Source organism: Sphingobium rhizovicinum (assembly GCF_042647625.1).
In the GTDB taxonomy this organism is placed as follows: domain Bacteria; phylum Pseudomonadota; class Alphaproteobacteria; order Sphingomonadales; family Sphingomonadaceae; genus Sphingobium; species Sphingobium rhizovicinum.
In genome coordinates this window covers 701,485-724,608 of the sequence record NZ_JBHRVU010000005.1, presented here as the reverse complement: position 1 = coordinate 724,608, position 23,124 = coordinate 701,485, and the positions used below count along the sequence as shown (strand labels likewise).

Here is a 23,124-nt window from a genome sequence, read left to right as displayed (position 1 = left end):
GGGCTAAGCTGTCCACTCCACCCAGAGGATCGTCGGCATCCAGGGCAGGCGCACTGCGCTCACCCCCCAGGGCAGACGGTCGAGCAAGATGTCGAACGACTGCGGCTCGACCTGCAACACGATATCGTCGCCCCGCCGGGCAATCCGGCCAAGTCGCAACAGAAAACTGCCGCGCAATGTGTCCACGGATATGCTGCCAAGCGCGTCCCAATGGTCGATCACGGCGGCGAGCATGGCATCCGCTTCCGCCCGTTCGGCATCGCCCAGCGTTACCGGCGCGCCGGTCGGGGGCTCCAGTGACAGGTTGCAGAGCAATTTGGGTAGCAACAGCACATGTTCGGGAGCGCTTGGTTGGCCGGTCGCAAGATAGTGCAGCAGGCCGAGCGCGCGGTCGGGATCGGTCAGCATATCGCCCTCGACAAGGCCGAGCGTCGCGAACAGTTGCGGCAAAAAGGGATGGAGGAGGACGACGCCGGCACAATCGACCAGCAGCCCCTCCGCCAGATCGAAGTTGGTAGATGGGTAGGAAGGGGGGACTTGTTCCGGTGTCGGTGCATCAGCGGTCCGGTTTTCCTCGGCTCCGTCCATCTTGTCCTTTGTCGGAGACACGGGATGCTCTGTTGGCCGGTCCCACGCGCGGATCAGGCGTGGTAGTGCGCTTGCCTGGCCCGGCGAAGCGGTTGCCGCATCGTGGAACGCCGCCAGCCAGACCTGCTCCCTCGCTCGCCGCCGTTCCGGTTCGCCCGATATGCGGGTGTCGATCCGCGCAAGGATCGCCGGTATGGCCTGCACAGAACCCGGTCTTATGCTTTCGAGCAGAGGCTCGAGAAAACGCGGCGAGAATTGTCGCACCAGCCTGATCAGCGACACGGTCGGCGCGGGCATGGCCGCTGCCGCCATGACGATGTTCCGATAGCCAACGGGCGGCACGCCACCTAGCCACGCCGCCAGCAGCACCTGTTCGAACGCGCGTCCTTCGGGCAATCGATACCACCAGGGCAGCGCGCCCCTCTCCAGAAAATAGCTGAACGCCTCCAGCAGCGCGCCCGAACTTGTCCGCCGCTGGATGACGGCAGGTGCGCCCCCATCCTCATCCGGCACGCTTTCGTTGAACGAAGGCGTCCCTCGCGCCGACGATTTTTCCGGAGAGGGGCGGCCGGTGCCCGGCACGGTCACGCAGTCCCGCAACGCTCGCGCCACCGCTTCCTCCAGCAGCTTCGCGAAATCCTGTTCCAGCCGGTCGGCCGCTATGGCGGGCAGATCAACGGCCAACCGGTCGATCGCCCATATTTCGTCGGGCGCCGCAACGCCCGCAAATGCCCGGTCGAGCGTGGGGGCGAGCCAGTCGCGCGTGATCGTCGTCAGGCTCCGCTCGGCGGCCATGCCCTCGGCCTCCGTTCCCTGCAACGCCACGTCGAGGACGAGGCGGCGCAGGAGATGGCGCTCAGCGCGGGCCATTATAGTCGACATCGATCGATGCCGATACGGTGCAGCCTTGCTCGTCATAGGCTGTCACGACCACATGTTTCCTCCCCTTGTGCGTCAGGAAGGGATTGAAGCGTTCGGTATAGCCGATGGCCGGCCTTCCGTCCTGCACCTCCCAGATGAACGTCAATGGGGGCGGACTGCCTTCGACCACGACATTCAAGTACAATTCCCCCCCCTCGTTGGGACCGTCATGTTCGATCCTCAGCGCATAGGTCGGCTTGTCTTGGCACAATGGTATGCTGATTGGTTCCGGCGGGCATTTTTCGATCGTCATGCCGCCTGTCGAACGCGCCGGGATGCTTTTGAAATCATCGCCGTCGGCAATGACCAGGCCGTCCGGGTTGTAGCTGTGCGGCAGCCTTTCCTCGCCCGACACCTTCCGCTCAAAGCCGGCGAGCAGATTGAGTTTGAAGTGCAGCGTTTCGAAATATTCTATCCAGAGCGTGCCTCGCAGGCCGGGATTACGTCCCGGTTCGTAATAGAAGGTGAGCCACTGAGCCTTGTGATCCTCATCATATAGTCCCGGCGTCTTGAGGATCGCGCGGTTGATCGTCTTGATCCATTTCTCGACCAGACCGGGAAATGCCGCCGGAGTAAGGTCGTCTGACTTCGCCGTGAAATCGGGGATAGTGAGCGACACGCTGTCACCGGCTTCATTCGTCCCTACGTCGAACTGGCTGAAACTGATGTTGACGCCCGCATAGGGATTATCGGCGTCGGGTTCGTACAGCCAGAAGGGGTAGGCGCGGCGTCGCGCGATGCCCTTGCTCGGCAGCATGCAAACCTTGGGGCATTCATGAGTGAAGGTCGTGGAGACCGAGCAGCCCTTGCTGTCGGCGAACATGACCTCGAAACTGCTGCTGCTCTCCGCCGGTTCGCTCGTATAGCTGGTGCCGTCGAACGCCACGCCATTGGCCATATAGGGCGGGACGCCGCCACTGACCGTCACCGTTGCCGTGAAGCGGCCTTCGGAACAACGATATTCGGTCTCTCCGATTCCGACGGGCGGCGGCACATGCACGTTGACGATGGGGGTTTCCGTGCCCGCCGCGTCGCGCAGCCGGATCGCATAGTCGCCTGCCTTCATCATGATGGGAGCATCGAGCGGCCTGTAGGCGCTGCCTTCGATGGAGACCTCATAGGGCGCCTCTCCGCCCTTCGCCTCGACCGTTAGCGTTGCGACGCCTTTGGGATCGGTGCAGCCCACGGTGACGGTGAAACTCGGCACGGGGACTGGAAGCACGAACTGGATCGACGGCCCGTCGCACGACACGCGATAGGGTAGGAAGAAATCGGCGATGACGGCGCCGTCTTCCAGCTGATCCACTGTCTTGGCAATGATTTCGGCCGCCGGATCATGGGCTGCCGAAGGGGCCGCTGAAAAGGCCCGTGCTTCGGCTTCCTTACGCAAAATCTGGACGAGCCGTTTGACATTGCCGTTCGCCGACAGGCTGTCATCGGCAGCGATGCGGTTCATCAACATGCCAAACTCCGGGGCCGCCTCGCCCAGGAAGATGTTGGGCGGGAGCGTGCCGATCGCCTCGCCGAACATGGGCGTCACGCTGCCTTGCGCAGGCGGCGCCGCCGGATCGCCATGATAGACGAGGATGAAGGTGCCGCCGATGGGCACACCGGCCTTGTGCTGGATACCGGGATGGTCCGCGAGAAAGGGGGCGAGGAACTGATGTTTGCGCAGCTCGCCGAGCCGGTGCTGATATTCATCATACACAGCCTTGATCGGGTCCAGCTTCGTGCCGATCAGCAAGGCATCGCACAGATCCACCAGTTCTTCATACAGCGACACGGCGGGAGCGTCGTCGGCCGTCCTTTCCGCCGCCTGGAAGCGAAAGAAGCGCAGCAACCGCAACAGGTCGCCGTATCGATTTTCGAATGTAGCAAAATCGAGCGCATCGAGACTGTCGGGCAGCAGGTCGCTGAGCTTGCTTAGATAATAGATGGACGTCGCATGGGGGAAATAGGTGGATGTCAGGCCCGTCGTGCTGCCGAATAACGAAGCATTTATATAGTCCATGACATCAGGATTGAGACCGTCCGATTCGAAATCGACATAGGATGCCTGTAGTCGGTCCAGTTCCCCCTCATACCATGCGCCGACACTGGCGCCCCGATAGGTATAACGCGGCGCATAGGCTTGCAGCAGCGGCAGTCGCGGCGCACCGGCCTCACGTGTCACGCGGGGAGCAAGCACATCGTAGAGCGCCCGAACACTCTCCGCGAGCATGCGCATCAATTGCTCGCGCAGGGTGTCGTACAGGGCCTCCAGATCGGGGAAGCGGCTTGGCTTGCCCTTCAGATCGTCCGGCGCGGCCTCGTCGGGCGTGCCAGTGCGCAGCGCGATGATGTCGATCGGCAGGCGATACGCCTTGCGCAGCGACAGCAGCGTCTTCAGCGCCCGCTTGTACGGCTTGCCCAGATGCCCCTCGATGCGCAGGAAATTGGCCGGCTCCAGGTCGTAGCGCAGCGGATCGGTGACGAATTCGGGCGCATTCCCATAATGATCGGAATGATAGCCGAGGTTCAGATTGTCACGGAGGCGGCGCGTTTTCTCCGCGTCCCACAGCTTGTGGATCGGCCGCGTCCCGTCGAAACCATAATAATAGGGGATGGCCCGCCCGCCCAGCAGCCGTTCTCCCAGCGCGCTCGGCGTCACCCGGATCTGGCTGTCCAGCGCCTTGCCATCATCGACGGGGAGCGATGGCGCGTTGGTGAAACGCTGCACCATCGCGACAAGGCGTGCGAAAAGCTGGCGCAACTCTTTCGTCTCGGCCTGGCATTCGCCGACGGCGGGCGAGGCGAGGAAAGGCTGTCTGTAAATGCCCGCCTCCAGCCCCGGCCCCGTCAGTCCGATCATCAGATGGCGCGGAAATATGTCGGGCGAGGGGCAGCATGCGCAACTCAGTTCGGCGCCTTTCCAGCGGAACTCGTCATAGGCGCGCACCAGATCCTCGAACAGATCGGCATAATATTGCAGGAAACGCACCTGTGCATCGCTCGACGGTACGGCGTCGAGAAAGCCGAAATTGGCCTCGAAATTGTCGAAGGGATTTCCGGTATAACCAGCGAGCAGCGGGCTGAATGCGGCATAGGCACTTCTCAGCGCCTCGCCCAGCCTCTTGGCCGCATCCGGCGCATCCCGGAAGAGCGCGAGAAAGGCGGCATAGACGTCGTTCGATGTGGTTGGCCGGCTATTGGTCACGTCGAAACGCAACATGCGCAGGTCGGGCAGGTTTAGCCGCGCTGTCAACGCCTCGGCAAGATCGCTGGAGGTCTGGTCGGAACCCAGCGCATTGGCCGCCGCGATGATCGCATCGAGATCGCTCCGGGCGATCAGCAGGCGGCGGACGGTCGCCGTCACCTCCGATCCCTTGTCGTCGCAATTATTGGGGCTGCAATTGCGCAGGCCCCGCTTCTTCAACTCCAGGAACAGCAATAGCGCCTTGTCGTTGAGAAAGCCCGGCTGGCTGGCGAGCGGCGTGGTGCTCTGCGCCGTGGCGGCTTCCTGCCCCGGCTGAAACAATTCCCACAGCGCATAGGGGGCGGAGCCGTTGCGGAACGGCGGATAATCGATGTCGTCGGGCAGCATATAGGGGCGCGTGGCGACCAGTTCGATGTCCGTCGGTTCAACGATCAGATAGCCTTCCGATGTGACCCCGCACCCTTTGGACAATTTTATCGTAGCGCCGCCCTCGACGATCATCTCGAAGCCACAGACGATGCCGATGCCGACCAGCAGCGACCGGCTCAGCCGTTCCTGCTCATCGAGATAATCGAAGGCATCGTTCAGATGCCCGCTGGTCAGGATCTGGTTCGCTTCGAAGACCGGGAAGCGATCAAGCAATTGGGTCATGGCTGATCCTCGTCGTTCACGGGGGCCCGCGGCACGGTCCGGCGGGGATAGTTGCCGAGGGCCGTATTGTTCAGGCGAACCGGATTCAGGTCGCTGCCATCGTCGCAATCATGCAGCGTCGCGCCGGGATAGACATTGCGAAGCCCGGCAAGCAGGGTGACCACAACGCGCAGCCAGTAGGACGGCGCGCGATAGGCGGTGTAGCGATCCTCCAGCAGCGCACCGATCGCCGCGTCGGTGTCCGCGCGGAAATGCATGCCACTACACAGCGTCACGGCCGGGGGAGAGAAGGGCGGGAGTGTCTCCAGTGTCGCACCTGCGGCGATCCCCGCCTCCATCCAGTCATGGAAGGCCACACCATGGTCGGTCACGATCCGCCGGGCGCAGTCGCACAAAGCGCCGGGTTGCGCGATACTCGTCAGGTTGAGGGTTAGGACAGCCTCGACCCGCTCGGTCAGCCATTCCTTAGTCCAGTCGATCGCCGCATCGGCGTCCAGCCAGTGGCGCCAGGCCCATTCGAACCGCTCAAACTGCCATCCGTTCACCGCGATATCGACGAAATGGGCAGTCATCATCGCCTGCACCAGCGTCCAGAGCGCAGGGCTTAGCACGACCGGCCCCTCCGCATCGGCAGGTGTTGGCGCCGTCGCGAAATGGGCAGCGATCATCGCTTCCAGCGCATCGCGGCGCAGGAAGGCGAACTTCCTGTCCGCATACCAGCTTTCGAACTCGGCGCTGAAGGCGTGATAGATCGACAGAGCGCTCGCGCAGGCTTCTTCGGCGCTCGGCCCGCCGCCACCCTGCGTCTGTCCTTCCGCCGCGAACAGATCCGCAAGGTCGCCGACGACCTCATCGCATGGGTTCTCCGCAAAACCGTCATTACCGACCCAGCATATCTTGGGCAGCAGATGCGACGGCGTCTCTTGCTGGATGGTGCGGTCGGCAAAGCGGCGCAGGTCGAGATTGCCGGTATAGCGCGCGGTCCAGCCCGGCATCACATAGGTCAGCTGGAAGGAATAGGGATCTTCCGACCCGCAGGTCGCGCAATCGCCGTCGTTGCAGGCGGGATAGAGCGCGTCGCCGATGAACTTTGGTCGCAGCAACAGATGCTCGACCAGGATGGATCGCGCCTGCGCGCTCCATTCCAGCAGCTGGTTCCGTATCGCTTCTGCGGCGGCGGATGTGCCGAATGGCGCGGGGGAACGCGCGAGCAGATTCGCGCTGCCGTCCATCAGTTGCAACGCGAACCCGCCCGTCACAGCGATGATCGCATAGGCATCGGGATCGATCATCCGGTCGAGCCAGACGAGACGCAACGCGTTGCTCGCCGCCTCCTCGCTACCAACTGGAACGCTGAAACTCGTCGTCAGCCAGTCCTTGTCGCCGCCATCGTCCAGCGTGAAATCGACCGACGCATTGCCGCCGCTTGCACCCGTCACCCGCTGTGTGAAGCGCAGGTTCGGATGGCCGAGCAGCAAGCCGATGCGCGTCTTGATGCCGGGATCATTGTCAGCCGCGCCGCCGCCGCGCATGCGGTTGAACGCACGATACCGATCGTGGCTGATCTTCGGATAGCTTTGCAGAAAGGCGATCTTGCTCGCGATCAGCTTCTGCCGCGCGACCGCTACCCCATCTATGCTGGTCAGCAACAGCGCATAGTCACTGAACTGCTCGCCGAAACGCGCCAGCAGATGGTCGAGGAAGAGGTTACGGCGGGTCAGGAACTGCGGCTGGGTTTCGGCCAGCGCGTCGATCTCGGCCGCCGCAGCGGGGCCGGTCTCGGCAATCGTCTCATATCCGGCAATGATCTCCCCACTGAACGCCTTGATGAAGCGGGTGCGCGCCACGCCTGCGTCCAGCGAGAACAGGTCGGCGCTATGGGCAAGCTGTTCCAGCGCATTGCCCAGCATCTGTTCGAAGACCATGAGATAGGATTTGAGGTCCAGCGCCTGCGCGCGCCGCTTTGCCGATGCATTGCCCGGCAGCCCGTCCGGCCCCACGCCATAGAGGAGCGGCAGGCTGTGCTGCACCGGGAAATAGGCGGCGGGATCGCGATATTCGCCCTTCGGTACCGGCAGATCCTTCTCCGCACCGGGGAATTTCGGCCTCTCTGCCGCGCCGCGCAACGCGTTGAGCGTGTCCATCGCCTCGTCCATGCGCGGCTGGAAGGGCAGGCCGTTCTTGAAGAAGAGGAAGCGCGAGAGATTGAGATAGAGGCGCGGCCTGCTGCGGCTCGCCAGATATAGCAGCCATGTCGCGCTCAGCCGTTCGGGATCGAAGATCGGTTCGCCGCCAGCCCAGCTTGGTTCAGCCGTGCCCGGCTCGACGTCCGACCAGGTGGGGTCGGCCGCCCCCTTCACCGGCGCGCCTTCGCTGTCATATTTGGTGAGGCGCAACTGGTTTACCGCCTGCACGCCGTTGATCTGCATCAACCGGCCGATGATGTCGGAGCAGCGCAGCACTGTCTTGAGGTCGGATGCCTTCAGGTCATCGGCATCGATGAACCCGTTCTCCAACGCCGGCCCGTCGAAAATATCCTCGACCGCCGCACCCGCCTCCAGCCGCTCGCGCAAGGTGTGGAAGCGGATCGGCGGGCTGAAATACTCTTCTATGGCGAGCCAAATTTCGGCCTGAACCCGCTCGATGTCCGCATCCGGCGTGACATCTACATCGGCACAGACGGCCACATCCTCCACGCCCACGCTGGCGATATAGCAATAATCCTCGTCAAGGTTGCGATGAGCATGGAGCGTGTCGCGGGCGCTCTCGACGGCCACCCGGGTCGCCTTCGCCTTGCGGCGGTAGCGTTGCAGGATCCCCCCCGCGCTCCTGTTCTGGAACAGCGCCTGCCAATCGCTCGCCTTCGCGGCATTGCGAACCGCATTGTCGCCAATCACTCGCAGCGCCGCATTTTCGATGGTGATGGGTGCGGCCAGCGATGCGCTGTCGATCGCGAAGTCCAGATAGAACAGGCCGTTCCAGTTCCGCCGCAGATAGCCGTCCGGGTCCGGCGCAATGCCGGGTGGGGTCAGAATATTATAGTCCTTGGTCGCGGCCAGACGGGTAAGCTCAAGGGTGAAACTCCCCTCATTTGCAAAGGCGGCGTCGTTGTCGAGAAAGGCCAGCCAGTCGTCCCGGTCGATCAGCGCCATATCGGGAAAGCGCAGTTCCATGCTATAGGCATGCGCGCCGTCCGCGTCGTGCAACACGCCGTTGAAGACGACCATCCGGTCGCCGAGATCGCCAAGCTCGGCATCCTCCTCCAGGTCGATCAGGACTTCGAACAGGCCCTTCGCCCAGCTTTCCCTGACCGACTCTCCCCGGATGAGCGCACTGGCGGCCGGCTCGCGATAGCCGAGCTTCAGTTCATCCGCGATCGTGCACCATGCGAAATAGCTGGTTTCGCAGGCGCAGGCCTTGCAGATCAGCCAAGCGTTGCGGACCAGCGGCAGGTCGATCAACAGCTTGCGCGCATCCTCACTGGTGGTCGGATTGACCGTCAATATGTCGCGCGCGGTAAAGAAGCTCTGATCCGGGAAGGGTTGCTTCGGATCGTCCGACGGCGTCGCGCCGGTCAGTAGGTCGGCGATATTCCAGCCCGTGCGATAGCCGATGTCGGTGATGGCGTAGCAGAGCGCCTCCAGCAGGGTGATGCCCGGATCATGGACGTTGAAATCCGTCCACTCCCGGCTTCCCGCCTCGGCAATATAGCCCACGCCTTCGCGTCGCAGCGCATAGAAATCCTCGACCGGCGGCAGTACCGGATTGGGGATCAGCGAGGCCGGTTTTGCGGTCATGCGTCACACCCGCATCGTTCGGCGAGACCGGCTTCGGCGTCCGGGTGGAGGATGACGATCCTGTGCTCCGCGGCCGGCGCCGAGACCAGCACGGATACGGCGCGCGATGCTTCCGCCTGATCAAGGTCGACAGTGCCCTTGGCCGTTCCGATATCTTGAAACAGCTGGAAGTCGGCGACATAATCGACATAGGGCTGGGCCTCCACGAAGCCGATCAGCGCGGACTTGTGCACCCGTCCGCCGAAAGAGGGGGGGGGCGCCTCACCAAATGCCCAGGGCGAAAGGAAGCGCGTAATCGCCTCCCGCAAAAGCCCGCCATAAAAGCTTTCATCATAGCCATCGTACAGCCGCACCGCGAAGCGCACCCGTATCTCTTCGAACTGGGGATTGCGCACATGCAATTGCGCGAAACAGCTCGACCGCTGGCGGAGATATGCCGCGATCTCCTCCAGCATGCCCAGGCTGGTATAGGGCTTCAGCGGATTGATCTGCTGCTGCGCCTTCAGGTCGGGGATGGTCACGATGGTGACATGGCCGGGCGCCAGTTCGCGATAGATGCCCGTGCCGCTCTCGTTCGGCTCATATTGGGTGTGGTTGAGGCACTTCACCTTGTAGATCAGCGGAAATGCCTGGAGGATCAGATGCTCATAGTCCCACAGGACGATGCTGCGGTCCTTATGCCGCAAACGCTCGCTGACACGGGTGCGAAAGGCGTCCGGAGGCTCCGCGCCGCGCCCGCCGAAACCAGTGAAGGGCTGGCTGATCGCCTTCACGGCTGAATCCGGTCGTTCCAGCTTGGCGACGGTGCCCTGCGGCAGCGGCGTAGCGGAAAAATCGGCTGCATTGCCGCGATCGGCGAACACCACCTCCAATGCCTGTGCCGCCACCAGCCGCAGCGCGCACACCGCGTCGCTCTTGGTGGACACCGCCAGGCGAAGCCAATGCTGGCCGGCGGGCATGAGCCGATTGTCGCTCATCGCGTCCTGCGGGATGGCCAGTGCGACGATGCCCGATTTGACAAGGCCTGCCGTCTCGTCCTGCACCTCGCTGGTCTTGAGCGACACCCATTGATTGCCCCGCATATAGCTCCAGTCGATATGCCGAGCCGGCTTGACCGCGAGGGGATTGGCCGTTCCGTCAGCGACCTGAAACAGCAGCGAGAGAGACTGCGGCGGCGCGAGGCCCGAAATGCCGATGTAAAATTCCGCCTCGCTCTGCACCGACGCATTGCCCTGCCGGATCGCGAATTGCGGTAGCAGGGGCACATTGCTGCCTCCATCCAGCGCCGGATGCCGCTCCACCGCGCCAAACGGGGCAAGGTGGAAGAAACGCGCTGGGCGGTTCCGGAAGGCGTCTGCCGCTACCGTGCCGAGCAGCAGCGTCGCCTGTGCCGTGTATTTCAGCGTGACGGACGTGGCGGTCGGCCCGACCGGGGGCTGGGGCGGGGCGGTGGTCAGTTGCTGGACGATATGATTGATCAGTGCCGTCTGATAGCCGCCCTGACCGATGTCTCCGCTCAGGCGCAGGCGCACGAAGCCCTGCCGCGCGCTGATTGAAAAGGGCGCATTCAATGTGAAATCGGGCCGATCCAGCACTGGCTTGGAGAGGTCGGCGGAGACGCTGTTGGAAAGGGTAAGCGGCGAGGCGGTAAGGGCGATGGCAGGATTGGGCGCGGTCGCGTCGCTCCATGTTCCTGCGTTCAATAGGCTCATGCTGACGGTAGGGACGGTGGTGCCGGTAAAAACGACGGGCGACGTCAGCCAGCTTATACTGACCTCCAGCGTCGAAAGCTTCTTCTGAAACACCTCTTTCGATCCGATGACGAGACTGCTGCCCGCCACGGGCGACGCCCCGAATGGCTGGAACGGCTTCGACGGGTCGACCGGCCCGAAATCGTTCGACAGGGCCAGCGCCTTCACTGCATCGGCGGTCACGCTGATCGCCACTTGTGTCGCCATTATGGTTTGCAAAGCCGAATAGGCGTAAGGGCGTGCCCGGTCTTGCCGCAATACGACCAGCAGCATGGGCAGGTCCGTGTCAAACCCCCGGCCATGGACTCCGGCGACGTAAGGCGTGATTGGCGCGTCGGCGCCCGTCAGGTCCACGGTCAGCTTCATGCTGGTCGCCGAAAAGGCCGTGAACGTGACCGCTGGCTTCTCCAGCCACGCTTCCGACGTGGTGATGAGGCAGCTGATGTCCTCCCTGAACTCCGCTCCGGTCTGGCCAGCATAGCCCTCGACCGTGAAAATCAGTTCGATCCTGCGCGGCCCCTCCGCCATCAGCAGATAGTGGGACGCGACCGCAAAGCCGATCTCGGCCGGCGGCATCGCGATATCTTTCAGCGCGCCGTCGATATAGGTTTTGCGAAAGAAGGAATGCCACGGCTGATCGGCGGGGGGTAGCGGTCCGGCGACCGGCGCCGCGAAAATCCGCCCCTGATCGAGCGCTCCCCCATTCACCAACTCGCCGCCATGCCGATAAAATGTGGAGAGCGTGGCGACCTGCGCGCGATTGGCCACCATGTCGCGCACATTGGCGAAGAAGGCGTCTTTGCCCGCACCATCCTTGCCCGCGCGAAAGCCGAGACCCGGCGCAAATCTATGGCTGTCGCTCTGCCGCGCCAGTTCCGCCAGCAGATGGGCGTGACCGGGCGCCGCCGGCTGCTCCTTCAGCATCAGGATCGAGCGATAGTAGAAGTCGAGATGCCGTCCGGTCAGGCTGTTCGCCGCTTCCCGCACATGCTCGAACAGGCGCAGGAAGGCGAGGAACAACGCATAATGCGGCGCATGCCCGTCCCATTTTGACAGCGCTGTCTCCAGCGCCGGCCCGGCATCGGCGGTTAGCCGGGCCAGTCCTTTCAGAAACTGATCATAGACGGACCGGAACAGCGTGTGGCGCGTGCAATGGTTGATGCGCGTAAATACCCCGCTGCCCGAACCATAGACGCTCGCATCCTCCGCGATCCCGGCGACATGCGCACTCCATGCAGCCCCACGGCTCCAGACGTCCGACAGACCATCGGTCAGCAAAGTCCCGAATTTGCCGACCGGCTGTTCCAGAATGCGCAGCGGCGGCTTGGGATCGGCGGGATCGATGATGGCGAGCGTCTCGCCCGCCTTATAATAGGTGATCAGCCGCGCCAGCGCCGGTGCCAGTTGCGCCGCGATCATATTGCCCAGCGTCGCCCGGAGCGGCATCGTTTCCGGCAGGCTCAGCGTCAGAGCGTCCAGCCCCCGCGCCACACCGCCGACGCTGTCGAACACATAGCCGAACCGCTCGATCAGCCCATCCTCGTCCGCTTCATTCGCCAGGTTATCGAGAAAATCGAACCAGCTGCGTACAGCCTGCTTGTAGCTTTCGACATCCTCTATGGCTGCGATGGCCAGCGGCACCGCCGGATCGCCGCCGAACAGCGCGCTCCAGTCGCCGTCAACCGTCCCGTCTGCGTTGAAATAGCGCAGCAGCCGCGTATAGCCGCGCGCGAACACGATATCCCGCGCGACGCTCCCCGGATCGACAGGCACATTGGCAGGATTGAGCACGGCGATCCGCCGCCCGTCCTGGCTCATGCCCTCCCGCACCAGCTTCTGGGGATCGATGCTGTCGCCGCACCCGGACATGGCTCAGATCGCCTCCGGCAACAGGTTGACGCTGGTGGTCAGGTTGATGTCGGTGCCCTGATCGATGTAATAGGGATAGACGAAGTTGAACCGGCTGTTGGTCGTCTTGACCCGGTATATGATGTCGATCAGCACGATCCCTTCCAGTTGCCGGTCGTTGTAGAGCGTGACGCTCTCCAGTGTAATGCGCGGCTCAAAATAGAGGATCGCCGTCTCGATCTTGTCGATCATCAGCGTCTTGATCCGCGTGTCGAGCGTCTCGAAACAGAGTTCACGCAGGTTGCAGCCATAGCGCGGCTGCATGATCCGTTCGCCCGGCACCGTGCCGAGCAGGATTTCGAGGCTCGACGCGACATCCGCATCCTGCTCCAGCATGGCGACGCCCAGGCCGGGCCGGGTAAAGTCGGGTGGAAAGGACCAGCCCTTGCCGAGGAAGTCGCGGTCCATGGATTCAGCCGCCGATCGTCACGGTCGGCGCGCCGGGGGGGAGCACCGAACCGCCTGATGCCGTCGTCGCGCCCACGCGTGCAGCCGGCACGCCGCCAATAAAGACCGTCGCCGATCCGACGATGATGGCATCGACACCGCAGCCATCGCCGACCCGCGCGGCGGGCAAGCCGCCAATCAGCACGGTCGGGCAGCCGGGCGGAATGATCGGCACCGGCGCACCCTGCGTCGCCGGGCTGACGATCAGGTCGCTGATGCGTGCTGCAAAGGTCATCGCCATTTCCTCCCGCTTAGTTGATCTGCACCATGCCGCCCTTGATGACGGTCATCGCGTCGCCGTTCACCTTGGTCTGCGCACCCGAAAGTTCTGCCGTGCTCGCGCCCGACGCCTTGAACGCGCTCTGCGCGCTGAACTCCGCATTGGCGCCGCTCAGCTTCACGTCGCCCGCGGCCTTGAAGGTCAAATCCTTCGCACTCTCTATCAGGATGCCGCTATCGTCCAGGATGATGCGGTTCTTGTTCTGGTCCTCCAGTTTGATGCCCTTGGCATCTTCGGAGAGTGTTATCCGATTGCCCGCCGGCGTCTCTATGAGGACGACCTTCTTCTCGTCATCAAAGGTCAGCTTCATCTTCTCGCGGCTGACATAGCCCTTATGGTGATTGGTGTCTTCGGCCGGCTCCGGCGCCGGTTTGGCGCTCGAATGCACCATGCCCAGGATCACCGGATGGCGCGGATCGTCGCTCAGGAAGCCGACAACCACCTCATCGTCTATCTCCGGCCGGAAGAAAGTGCCGCGATCCTTGCCCGCGTCGAGGGTGGTGATCCGCGCCCACACACCGTCGTCCTGCGCGGAAATGAGGGGCAGGCGGCAGCGAATGCGATCCTCGCCGTCTGGGTCTTTCTCCAGCGCCGTCACCACACCGATCTGCAATCCGCTGACCGCCGGCAGCATCCCGGCGGCTGGCAGCGGACGCAGGTCGTGGGTTTCGGCGAAACCCTCATGACCGAGGCCGAACTGGACATCGGTCTCCCAATTGCCCGCCGATACGCTGTGGCGCACGCCCGACACATAGAGGTTGCCGGAAAACCGCTCGCCAATGCCCGAAATCTCGACGATCAGGCCCGGCAACATGTCGGCGAACCCCTGACACCGCGCACGGCCGCGTAGCCGGGCGAGGCGCATCCGCTGCAACCGGGCATCGGCCCAGCTTTGCAGTTCCGCCTGATCGATGGCCCCGCCATGGATGATAAGGTCGGTGTCGTCGCCCAATATCTTCGCAAGGTCGGCTGCGCTCACATTGCCCGCCGCCGGCGTTGCCGGCTCGCTGGCGTCGGCATCCAGCACTGCCTGATCCGCCGCCTTCCACGCCTCCGCCCTGACGGCCTTGCTCTGCCAGCGTGCGTCCATTTCGGCATCAAGCTCCAGCACGGTCGCGCCATAGACGAGGCTCAGTGCCGGCGATCCGCCCGCCGCCGGTTTTGCGAAACGGACCTTGTCATCCTCCACCAGCGCCACGAGGCCATTGGCATCCGCGCGGCACAACAGGAAATCCCAGTCGGTGCAGTCATATTGCACCACTTCCCTCAATTGCGGCTGGGTTGTCTCCACATCCTTTGACAGGCCATGCTCGCCCAGCACCTCATCGATGATGTCGCTGTCCTTCTTGTCGAGGAAATAGCGGCTCCTGCGGGCGCCGATCATCTTCACGGCCTCGGCATAACAATCGACGCTCAGCACGGCGGCGCCCTTGCGGATCCTGATCTGCTGGCGGACGATCACGCCCTTGAACACGCGTTTGTTTTGCGAGCGATAGCCCAGTTGTATCTCAATGCTCTTGCCCGGCGCGAACTCGTCCGCGCTGCTCGCCGCAAAGGTCGCCTTGGCCGCATCGCCGTCGTCGAACTGGATGGAGGCGGAGGGGATGCGATTGGCTTCCCGAACGATTGTCATGGCGAGCATGTGGAAAGCGCCGGGCAATTCCTTCCCGTCGATCAGGATCGCCGGGGTGCATACGTCTGGCGTAGCCGGCGTCGGAATGACGGTCTGCTCGGTCACGGCGCTGGCACCACCTTGGCAATGGGCGGAAAGCGGAGGTTGTCGCCGGGCTTCAAGGTGCGGAAATTGGTCAGCCGGTTATGCGCCGCAACCTGCAAATAATAGCGCGGATCGCCGTAAATCTCGTTGCACAGCAGGGGCAGCGTATCGCCCCGCTTGACCTTGCGCACATGGGTGAGGTCAGGGGATTTCTTGTCCTCCTTGGCGGCGCGCTTCTCTTCCTCGATGCTTGCCTTGAACGTCACCTTGGCGATGGCGCGGATCGGCGTGCCGTCGGCGTTGAACAGCTTGTAGGTGACGTCGAGCAGGGTGACGCGGCCCTTGAAGATGGAATTTTCGCCCCACACCAGCTTGAAATGGCGCGGCTCGTGCGCGTCGCCCTTATAATCGATCAGCACTTCCTTGAATTTCTTCAGATCGTCCGCCACCGAAGCGCGCGGCTCGCCATCGATGATCCCCGTATTGTCGAACAGGAACTCGAACGTCATGTCCGCCGGTTCGGTATACTGATATTTCAGCTGCTTGCCGCTCGTCCCATGGCCTTGTCCGGACTCGGAGAATTTCAGCTTATAGGCGATGGTGTAGGTCTCGGGGTTGATGAGCGCCTCGAAGGCCTCATCCGCCTCCGCCACGCCGCCGCTTTCCGCCTTCTTCGAATCCGCGAAGGCGAGGATCAGCATCTTGCCATGCTTGCCCGGCGCCGCCATGTCAGCGTTCCTTTCGCGTCTGGAGGATTTGCAGCACCTGCTCGACGCATTCGGCGACGATGGCGTCCCTGTCCGCCTCCGCCTCGCCCGCATGCGCCCGGCCTCCAGCGGTCGCAGCCGATTTCGCCGCGCCGCCGTCCACCGTCACCCGAATATGCAATTCTCTGATCTCGACGGGCATGGTCCCTCTACTGAATGCTGAAATAGCGGTAGGTTAGCTCCAGCGTCTCGATGACGATGCTGCTCTCATTGGCGTTGAAGTCGCTCACCATCCATTTCTTGGGCACGGCATGGGTGACGTTCCATGTGCGCAGAGGCGCGCCCGTTTCGCTCATCAGGATGACGTTGATATCCGCCGGTGAGAAACTGCGGTCACGAAAGGCCGCCAGAAACCAGCGGATGACTCCGGAATCGGTCAACATTCCGCGCTTCAGCACCATGTCGGCATATTTGGTCCGCACGGGCAGCTTATGCTCGAAACGATTCTCGCCGCCTTCCTTGAAGCTTTCATAATCATATTCGACCGACAGGCCGGATACGTTCTGAAAGCGTGCATCGTCGGCCTTTCCCGGCGTGCCGAGCAGGAACTCAACCTTGTAGTAGAAGCCCCAGGGCGGGTAGTAGCCGGCCGACACGGGTCTATACCTTCATCAGTTTCAGACCTTCGTGCGCGATCTCTATGCTTTCTATCGCCACCTCATTGGCGTCGGACTTGAGGTCGGGCGCCATCACCTTGACCGGGAAGCAGCGGGTGGCGGACCAGGCCGCGACCGGTTTATGCTTTTCGTCCAGCAATTTGATGACCAGGTCGCGGCGTCCGCCCGCACGGTCGTTGGCGACCGCATCGAACCATTCGTTGAGCTGGAAGTCGCCCTCGAACTTGCCGCGCTTGCAGGTAATATTGCCGTTCTTGACCAGGCCGGGCATCGCGATCTTGTTGAAATCGGGGCTGTTGCTGTGGCGATATTCGATCTTCTCGCGCTCCATGACGAGCCCGGTGACCTCGGTGAAGCTGAGCTTCGCGCCACCCCAGTCGACCAGGAAGTGGAAACGCGGAAGGGGATATTCCTGAGCAGCCATCATTGCCTCCTAGAATATGGTCAGGGTCGGTCGATCAGGACTCGGCCAGCTTGTGAGAGAAGCGCAGGATGATGAATTCGGCCGGCCGCACCGCCGCCATGCCGATCTCCACGATCATCCGGCCTTCCAGGATGTCGAGCGGAGTCATCGTCTTGCCGAGGCCGACCGATACATAGAAGGCATGCTCGGGCTTCACGCCCTGCAACGCGCCCTGTCGCCAGAGGGTGGTTAGGAAATTTTCGATCATTCCCTGCACCTTGACCCAGCTGTTGGCGTCATTGGGTTCGAAGACGAACTGCATCGTCGCTTTCTTCACGGATTCTTCCACGAAGTTGAAGAAGCGCCGGACGCTGACATAGCGCCATTCATTATCGTTGCCGGTAAGGGTGCGGGCGCCCCAGACCAATGTGCCCTGACCCGTGAAAGCGCGAATCGCATTGACCGATTTGCCGGCGGTCGTGTCGATGTTCATGCGGTCCTGCTCGACATTCGTCAGCGGGATCGTTGGCTGCGTCACGGCACTCAGGGCGACGTTCGCAGGCGCTTTCCATACGCCGCGACTGCCGTCGGTCGCGGCATAGACCCCCGCCACCGCCGCGGAGGGGGGCAGCCGGCACGGCAGTTCGCGGATCGCCGCTTTGGCGGCCGCGAAGAGGTCGTTGCGAACCTCTTCAAGGCCGGAAAGCGTGGTCGGCGCAGGTGTGGGAGTAGGCGTCGGTGCAGGTGTAGGCGTAGGCGTTGGAGTTGGAGTGGGCGTCGGTGTCGGAGTAGGGGCCGGCGTGGGCGTTGGTGTCGGCGCCGGTGTCGGTGTGGGGGTAGGAGCGGGCGTTGCCGTTGCCCCACTTACGGACGTATCGTCGGCATATCTGAAGTCGATCGTGGTCTCCAGATTGGGCGCATAGGCTGCCCCATATTTGAGATTCTGGATCGAAGCGTCGCGGAAATTGGCGATCCCGGCCATGAAATCGTCCGCAGGATCGGACATGGATTGGTCGTCGCCATGGACGTCGAGGATCACGAACCTGTCCATCAGCGTCGCGCATTGCAGCAGCGCGCTGTTCATCAGCGTGGTGTAGTCGCTGAACGACAGATTCTGCGCTTCCGGAAAGACGAGCAGCGTCGGCTCGTCCTCCTTGGCGATGGCGGTGAGGCCGTCGCCAAGGTCGGTTCCCGTCGGTGCGGCGCCAAAGGTCGTCAGATAGGGATCGACGGACACGATGTAGCAGGGGCCACCGCCGTTCGCGAAATAGGTCTGTAGCGCATAATTCATCAGGTGCTTTGAGCGGTCTGCCTCGTCCAGGGTCGCTGCCACCTTGTCGATCGTCACGCCATCGACCGTGTTCGATGTGATCGTGATCTCTATATTCTCTTCTTCCTGCGGCAGCCCGAAATACAGCTCATATTCCGCCATTGAACTGATGCGCGTTGGTTTCAGGTGCAGGTCGGCCGCCACAGTTCGCTGCGCCTTTTCGGTATAGCCGATGAAGGCCGGGATGGCCGTTTCCACTGGCGCCACGGAAGGCGGGAATTTCGCAATCTCTTCGACGTAGACGCCGGGAGTCCTGTAGCTGGTGGCCATGGCATGCCCTCTTGCTGGTTGCTAAATATAGATTTCCGAAATGATCCGCGTGATTTTCGCGCCGGACTTCTCCGCCTTGATCGGCCCAGGCATGGCCTTGCGTTTGGTCCCGGCGTTGCCGAACAGGGTGAGGGGCAGTGGCTGCGCTTCGGTCGAGACGACATTGCCCGTCCGCTGATCGCGATAGACCCACCGCGTCGAGCGGTTCCGGAAGCGCACATCATAGACCGGCGGCGTCGCTCTGGGCGCGCCCGTGGTGGCTGTAAGGAAGCTGAAACGAGTGTCGCCGCTGTTCACCGCCGTGAGCGACAACAGGGCATAAATATCGTCGGGCAGTTCGGCCGACAGCGCCACGCCACGCGCCGGAGCGCCTGTCACGCCGGCAGGGGGGACGATCGCGGGCACGTCCACCTGGCTCAAGAAGGCGGGCAGACTGGCGCTCGCACCGATCTGGAGCGTCGCCGCGCCTGGATTGTCGCCGACGAGCTGGAGCAGGTTGGAACCGGATGTCACCAGCGCTTCGACCGGATCGTCCGCCGCAGCGGCCGGGATCGCGCGGGAGAGATAGAGCTTTGCCGATGTCCCCGAACCGCGCGTCGTGCCAGTCAGATTGGACAGGACCGGCACATTTTCCTTGAAGCGATGGATGGCTCCGTCCGTTCCCGCCACCTCGACGATCCGCTGCGGACGGAGGGTGAGGGCGGTGACGTCGAAGAAGCGGTTGTCGATGATGGAAACCGCGAAATTCAGCATCATGTCCTTGGGCAGGCGTGCTCCTGTTGGCACCCCGACGACAAAGCCCAGTCCCAATGGCTTGAAAACGCATCCAGATCCCACGATCAAACGCTCCGTGTCGGGGGTCGGCGCAACCTTCAATATCGGGCGTATGTCATAGTTCAGCAACCGCACATCGCGCTGGCTGGCGCTCGCCATGGCGTCGAACAGCGTCGCGCCATCGTCCAGCCAATAATGGTGAAGCAGCCGTACCGTGAACAGGCGCTGATAGGGCGTTGTCGACCGCTCGCCCATGGTCAGCCCGCCACCGCAATAGTCTGGCGCACATCGTTCACGACCTCGGTGATCAGGCCGCTCTCGCTCTCGACCGCCTTGAACTGCATTTCGACGACGCGCAGCGCATACAGGGCAAAGGGATATTGTTTTCCGCCCAGCGTGCCCCAGAGATGGTTCACTTCCTCCATCGTCGGCGAGCACAGGTCAAAGCCGATCTTGAAGCTGGCCAGCTGGTCCAGTGCATTGGCCGGCGCATTGGTGGTGAGCGATGCGGGGGCCACCACATCCTGTGTGAACAGGTTGCGATACTGGAAGAATTGCAACGCGCGCGACAGCATCAGCAGCGCATTGGAATAATTGCTGTGCGTCGCGACGATCAGGATGTGGAAATTCAGGAAGAGCGGCGGATTCTGGTACAGGACCGTCATTGACGCATCATTGCGCACATAGCCCGGCCCGTTCTTCAGGGCCTTCTCCTCGCGAATGTTCACCATGGACAGGCCGAGCACATCACGGGGCAAAGCGCCCGGACTCGCTGTGCCGACACCCTCGGCGATATTGCCGAGTTTTACCTGAGTCGCAGCGCCACCATAAATGCTCGTCAAATGACGATTGAGTTCATTGCTCACAATCGTCAATGCATGGGATAGCATTGCCAAAATCCCCCGCCGCGCATATCCATGCGCCGGTGACACACAATAGTCGATTATTGTTTTTCTTCACGACCCATTGCGCGGAGGACATGTCGATTCACCGCAGACGGAGCATATGGTGGTTGCACTGACTTGTGGAGTCTGATTTTGCGACAAATCTTATCGCTCATCGCACATGTTGTTCGATCTGTCGCAGGAACACCCCGACTCTTGAACAGCGTGGCCTCGTCCTGCGCAGCGAAATGGCATGAAGACGGGAGCAGGCATGGAGGCTCTGTTGCAAACAATGGCGACCCTCGCCCCTTACTGCCCAACAAGCTGCGCGGCGCGGGGTGGATGATCGCCGAGAGCTGAACGGGATACTGTGACGCTTTCGTTCACGGAACTTCGGGCAGCCCGTCGCATCAGCGAGTTGATCGAGCCATCGTTCCGGCCTCTTCATATTCCTCGGCGGTGCCCTTCTGCGCGATGTCACCGGTGACGAGTATGCCATGGGCCACCCCGGAAGCGAGCTTCCCGGTATCGTAGAGTTGGGTCAGCTGGGTCAGGAACAGCCGGCGGAACAGCTTGCCCAGAACCCGGAACGGCAGGAGGAAGGCGGGACGCGAGGATATCCATCGTTCCCCGCCTGGCGCGATGCCCCCACCCGGCACGACCATGTGCACATGTGGGTGATGCGTCATCGACGACCCCCATGTGTGAAGCGCAGCAGTGATGCCGATGCGCGCGCCGAGATGCCTGGGATCGGCCGCGATCGTCAGCATGGTCTCGGAAGTGGCACGGAACAGCAGGTCGTAGAGCAGTGCCTTGTTGTGGAAGGCGATCTCCGCGATCTGCGCCGGCAGCGTGAAGACGACGTGGAAGTAGCCGACCGGCAACAGATCGGCCTCGCGTTCCGCCAGCCAGGTGCGCGCGGCCGCGCCCTGGCACTTGGGGCAGGGCCGGTTGCGGCAGCTGTTATAGGCGATCCGCCAATGCCCGCAGTCTTCGCAGGCCTCGCCATGACCGCCCAGGGCAGCGGTGCGGCAGTTCTCGATCGCCGTCATCACTTTGAGCTGTGTCAGGCTCAGATGTCCGGCATGGGCCGTCCGATAGGTGGCCCCGGCGGCGCGCAACCTCATCAGGACTAAGGACCGTGCGCAACGATCGAGGGTGTTTAACGAAGTAAAGCCTGCGGGCGAGATCGGGCCGATTGAGTGTGCGTGTGAAGAGGAAGCGCAGCGCTGATACAATGCTGTTCATCGTCGGCAGACCGACGCCTGCGTCCTGCTGATCAATCTGGAACTGACGCAGATCCTCCGGTGTCGCTGTGTCGGGAGGGCGTCCGAGATAATAGGCAAAGCGCTCGACGTGGCGAACATAGTCGATCTGGGTCTTACGCGCGAACCGGCGCATGTTCATCTCGTCGATCATGCGCTGACGCAACGAACTGACTGGAAGGTCGGAAATAAACTCGATCATCGTTCGACTCCTTGGTTGAAAGGAGTCGCGATGGTCTGCCTACCCTTAGCGGGGCTTAATCATGGTGCGGCATCAGATCGATGGCCGACGTGGAGCCAGGCGTCACTCCCGCGCAGCGGGTTCGTACATGTCCCACTTGCCGACAGATCGCCGGAGAATCTGTAATTTCGGAGCATTACTGAATTGGGGTGAAAAGGAGATGAGGGGCGGCGGCGCTTTAGCATCCGGCAATTTGCGATGGGAAATCTGAGATTTCCCTTCGGCCGGAAGGCCGTCTCAGCTAGGTTGCGAGTTCGTGTGCTGTCGGGCCCACCAAATATTGCTTTCAAGACAGTTCAGATGCTATGGTAAAACCCTGAAAAATTGGGGTTTTTCAGCATTCTTGCTGTTCAGGACAGGTCAGGACAGACCAGGACAGTTCAGCGAATCTGTGGGCATAATTGCGGGCATGGCGGGCCGATTTGAGGGCATAATCTCATGTCGCTTACCATCGTCGAAATTAAGAACGCCAAGGCAATTACGCCGTTGATCGTTCCTGCAATTACGATCGCCTATGGATGGCGCGCAGCATTCATCGTTACCGGCCTTGCAAGCCTTGTGTGGGTGATGTTGTGGATATGGGTCTATCGTAAGCCTGAGCATCATCCCAAGGTTTCGGATGAGGAACTGGCCTATATTCGCAGCGATCCGGTTCGGCCGGCTGGCCAGTTGCCTTGGATCAGGCTCTTCGCCATTCGGCAGACCTGGGCTTATGCCATCCCCAAATTCTGTATCGATCCGATCTGGTGGATGTTCCTGTTCTGGCTCCCTGATTTCCTGGGAAAGCGCTATGGCCTTGATCTCAAGAGCTTTGGTCCGCCGCTTGTCGTGATTTATCTCATGTCGGACCTGGGAAGCGTGGCGGGGGGATGGGCTTCTTCGCGTCTGATAGGCCGAGGCTGGAGCGTCAATGCAGCCCGGAAGACTACCCTTCTTTGCTGCGCACTTCTGGTCCTGCCGGTCATCACCGTTCAGTCGATCGATAATCTGTGGCTGGCGGTATTTCTGATCGGACTTGCTACGGCCTGCCATCAGGCGTTTTCGGCAAATATTCTGACCTTGCCATCAGACCTTTTCTCACGCGATGCTGTCGGATCGGTTGTCGGCATCGGGGGCACCGCAGGCGCGATCGGCGGTATGCTTATCGCCAAATTCGTTGGCTATGTCCTCGACACCACCGGCAGCTACGGACTGATCTTCGCTGTAGCTGGATCGGCCTACCTTGTGGCCCTTGCTGCCCTTCATCTGATTAGCCCCCAATTGAGACCAGCACAGACAATCTCGGGAGAAACGCCGTCGTGAACCGTTTTACATCGA

Annotated in this window: 14 protein-coding genes and 3 pseudogenes; 1 reads left to right on the top strand and 16 read right to left on the bottom strand. The window is 62.1% G+C overall.

Going from position 1 to position 23,124, the window contains the following annotated elements; genetic code table 11:
* Positions 1-3: 3 nt before the first annotated feature.
* The 16 genes and pseudogenes from ACFOKF_RS21900 to ACFOKF_RS21825 all read right to left on the bottom strand — a co-directional run.
* Positions 4-1,458 carry a contractile injection system tape measure protein gene (locus ACFOKF_RS21900; protein ID WP_380798694.1) on the bottom strand — a complete coding sequence of 485 codons (1,455 nt, stop codon included), beginning with the start codon at positions 1,456-1,458 and terminating at the stop codon, positions 4-6.
* On the bottom strand, positions 1,445-5,356 hold the full coding sequence (locus ACFOKF_RS21895) for a hypothetical protein (protein ID WP_380798692.1): 3,912 nt from the start codon (positions 5,354-5,356) through the stop codon (positions 1,445-1,447). Before ACFOKF_RS21895 ends, ACFOKF_RS21900 begins: the two co-directional genes overlap by 14 nt.
* A complete protein-coding gene (locus ACFOKF_RS21890; RefSeq protein ID WP_380798690.1) occupies positions 5,353-9,153 on the bottom strand; it encodes a hypothetical protein in 3,801 nt (1,266 codons plus the stop codon). The genes ACFOKF_RS21895 and ACFOKF_RS21890 overlap by 4 nt, the downstream gene beginning before the upstream one ends.
* A complete protein-coding gene (locus tag ACFOKF_RS21885) occupies positions 9,150-12,773 on the bottom strand; it encodes a hypothetical protein (RefSeq protein ID WP_380798689.1) in 3,624 nt (1,207 codons plus the stop codon). The genes ACFOKF_RS21890 and ACFOKF_RS21885 overlap by 4 nt, the downstream gene beginning before the upstream one ends.
* Positions 12,774-12,776: 3 nt before the next feature.
* Positions 12,777-13,220, bottom strand: coding sequence for a GPW/gp25 family protein (locus tag ACFOKF_RS21880; protein ID WP_380798688.1), 444 nt, complete (start codon positions 13,218-13,220; stop codon positions 12,777-12,779).
* 4 nt (positions 13,221-13,224) lie between these two features.
* Positions 13,225-13,494 (bottom strand): PAAR domain-containing protein, encoded by a 270-nt coding sequence (locus ACFOKF_RS21875; RefSeq protein WP_380798686.1) that lies wholly within the window; start codon positions 13,492-13,494, stop codon positions 13,225-13,227.
* A gap of 16 nt (positions 13,495-13,510) precedes the next feature.
* Positions 13,511-15,277, bottom strand: a complete 1,767-nt coding sequence (gene vgrG, locus ACFOKF_RS21870) for a type VI secretion system tip protein VgrG (protein WP_380798684.1) — start codon at positions 15,275-15,277, stop codon at positions 13,511-13,513.
* Positions 15,274-15,984 carry a CIS tube protein gene (locus ACFOKF_RS21865; RefSeq protein WP_380798683.1) on the bottom strand — a complete coding sequence of 237 codons (711 nt, stop codon included), beginning with the start codon at positions 15,982-15,984 and terminating at the stop codon, positions 15,274-15,276. The genes vgrG and ACFOKF_RS21865 overlap by 4 nt, the downstream gene beginning before the upstream one ends.
* A gap of 1 nt (position 15,985) precedes the next feature.
* Positions 15,986-16,165 (bottom strand): DUF5908 family protein, encoded by a 180-nt coding sequence (locus ACFOKF_RS21860; RefSeq protein WP_380798681.1) that lies wholly within the window; start codon positions 16,163-16,165, stop codon positions 15,986-15,988.
* 7 nt (positions 16,166-16,172) lie between these two features.
* Positions 16,173-16,619, bottom strand: a complete 447-nt coding sequence (locus ACFOKF_RS21855; protein WP_380798680.1) for a phage tail protein — start codon at positions 16,617-16,619, stop codon at positions 16,173-16,175.
* Between the two features lie 4 nt (positions 16,620-16,623).
* Positions 16,624-17,067 carry a phage tail protein gene (locus tag ACFOKF_RS21850; RefSeq protein ID WP_380798678.1) on the bottom strand — a complete coding sequence of 148 codons (444 nt, stop codon included), beginning with the start codon at positions 17,065-17,067 and terminating at the stop codon, positions 16,624-16,626.
* Positions 17,068-17,098: 31 nt separating this feature from the next.
* The gene (locus ACFOKF_RS21845; RefSeq protein WP_380798677.1) at positions 17,099-18,643 is read right to left on the bottom strand and encodes a phage tail sheath family protein; all 1,545 of its coding nucleotides are present in this window, start codon (positions 18,641-18,643) and stop codon (positions 17,099-17,101) included.
* A 21-nt stretch (positions 18,644-18,664) separates the two neighbouring features.
* On the bottom strand, positions 18,665-19,672 hold the full coding sequence (locus ACFOKF_RS21840; RefSeq protein WP_380798675.1) for a hypothetical protein: 1,008 nt from the start codon (positions 19,670-19,672) through the stop codon (positions 18,665-18,667).
* A 2-nt stretch (positions 19,673-19,674) separates the two neighbouring features.
* A complete protein-coding gene (locus ACFOKF_RS21835) occupies positions 19,675-20,307 on the bottom strand; it encodes a DUF4255 domain-containing protein (RefSeq protein WP_380798674.1) in 633 nt (210 codons plus the stop codon).
* Positions 20,308-20,816: 509 nt separating this feature from the next.
* Positions 20,817-21,428 (bottom strand): annotated as a pseudogene (locus ACFOKF_RS21830) (IS91 family transposase); the annotation flags it as partial.
* 76 nt (positions 21,429-21,504) lie between these two features.
* A pseudogene (locus ACFOKF_RS21825) lies at positions 21,505-21,720 on the bottom strand (phage integrase N-terminal SAM-like domain-containing protein); the annotation flags it as partial.
* Positions 21,721-22,284: 564 nt separating this feature from the next.
* On the opposite strand from ACFOKF_RS21825, the pseudogene ACFOKF_RS21820 reads away from it, so the two are divergent.
* Positions 22,285-23,109: pseudogene (locus tag ACFOKF_RS21820) on the top strand (MFS transporter); the annotation flags it as partial.
* Positions 23,110-23,124: the final 15 nt, after the last annotated feature.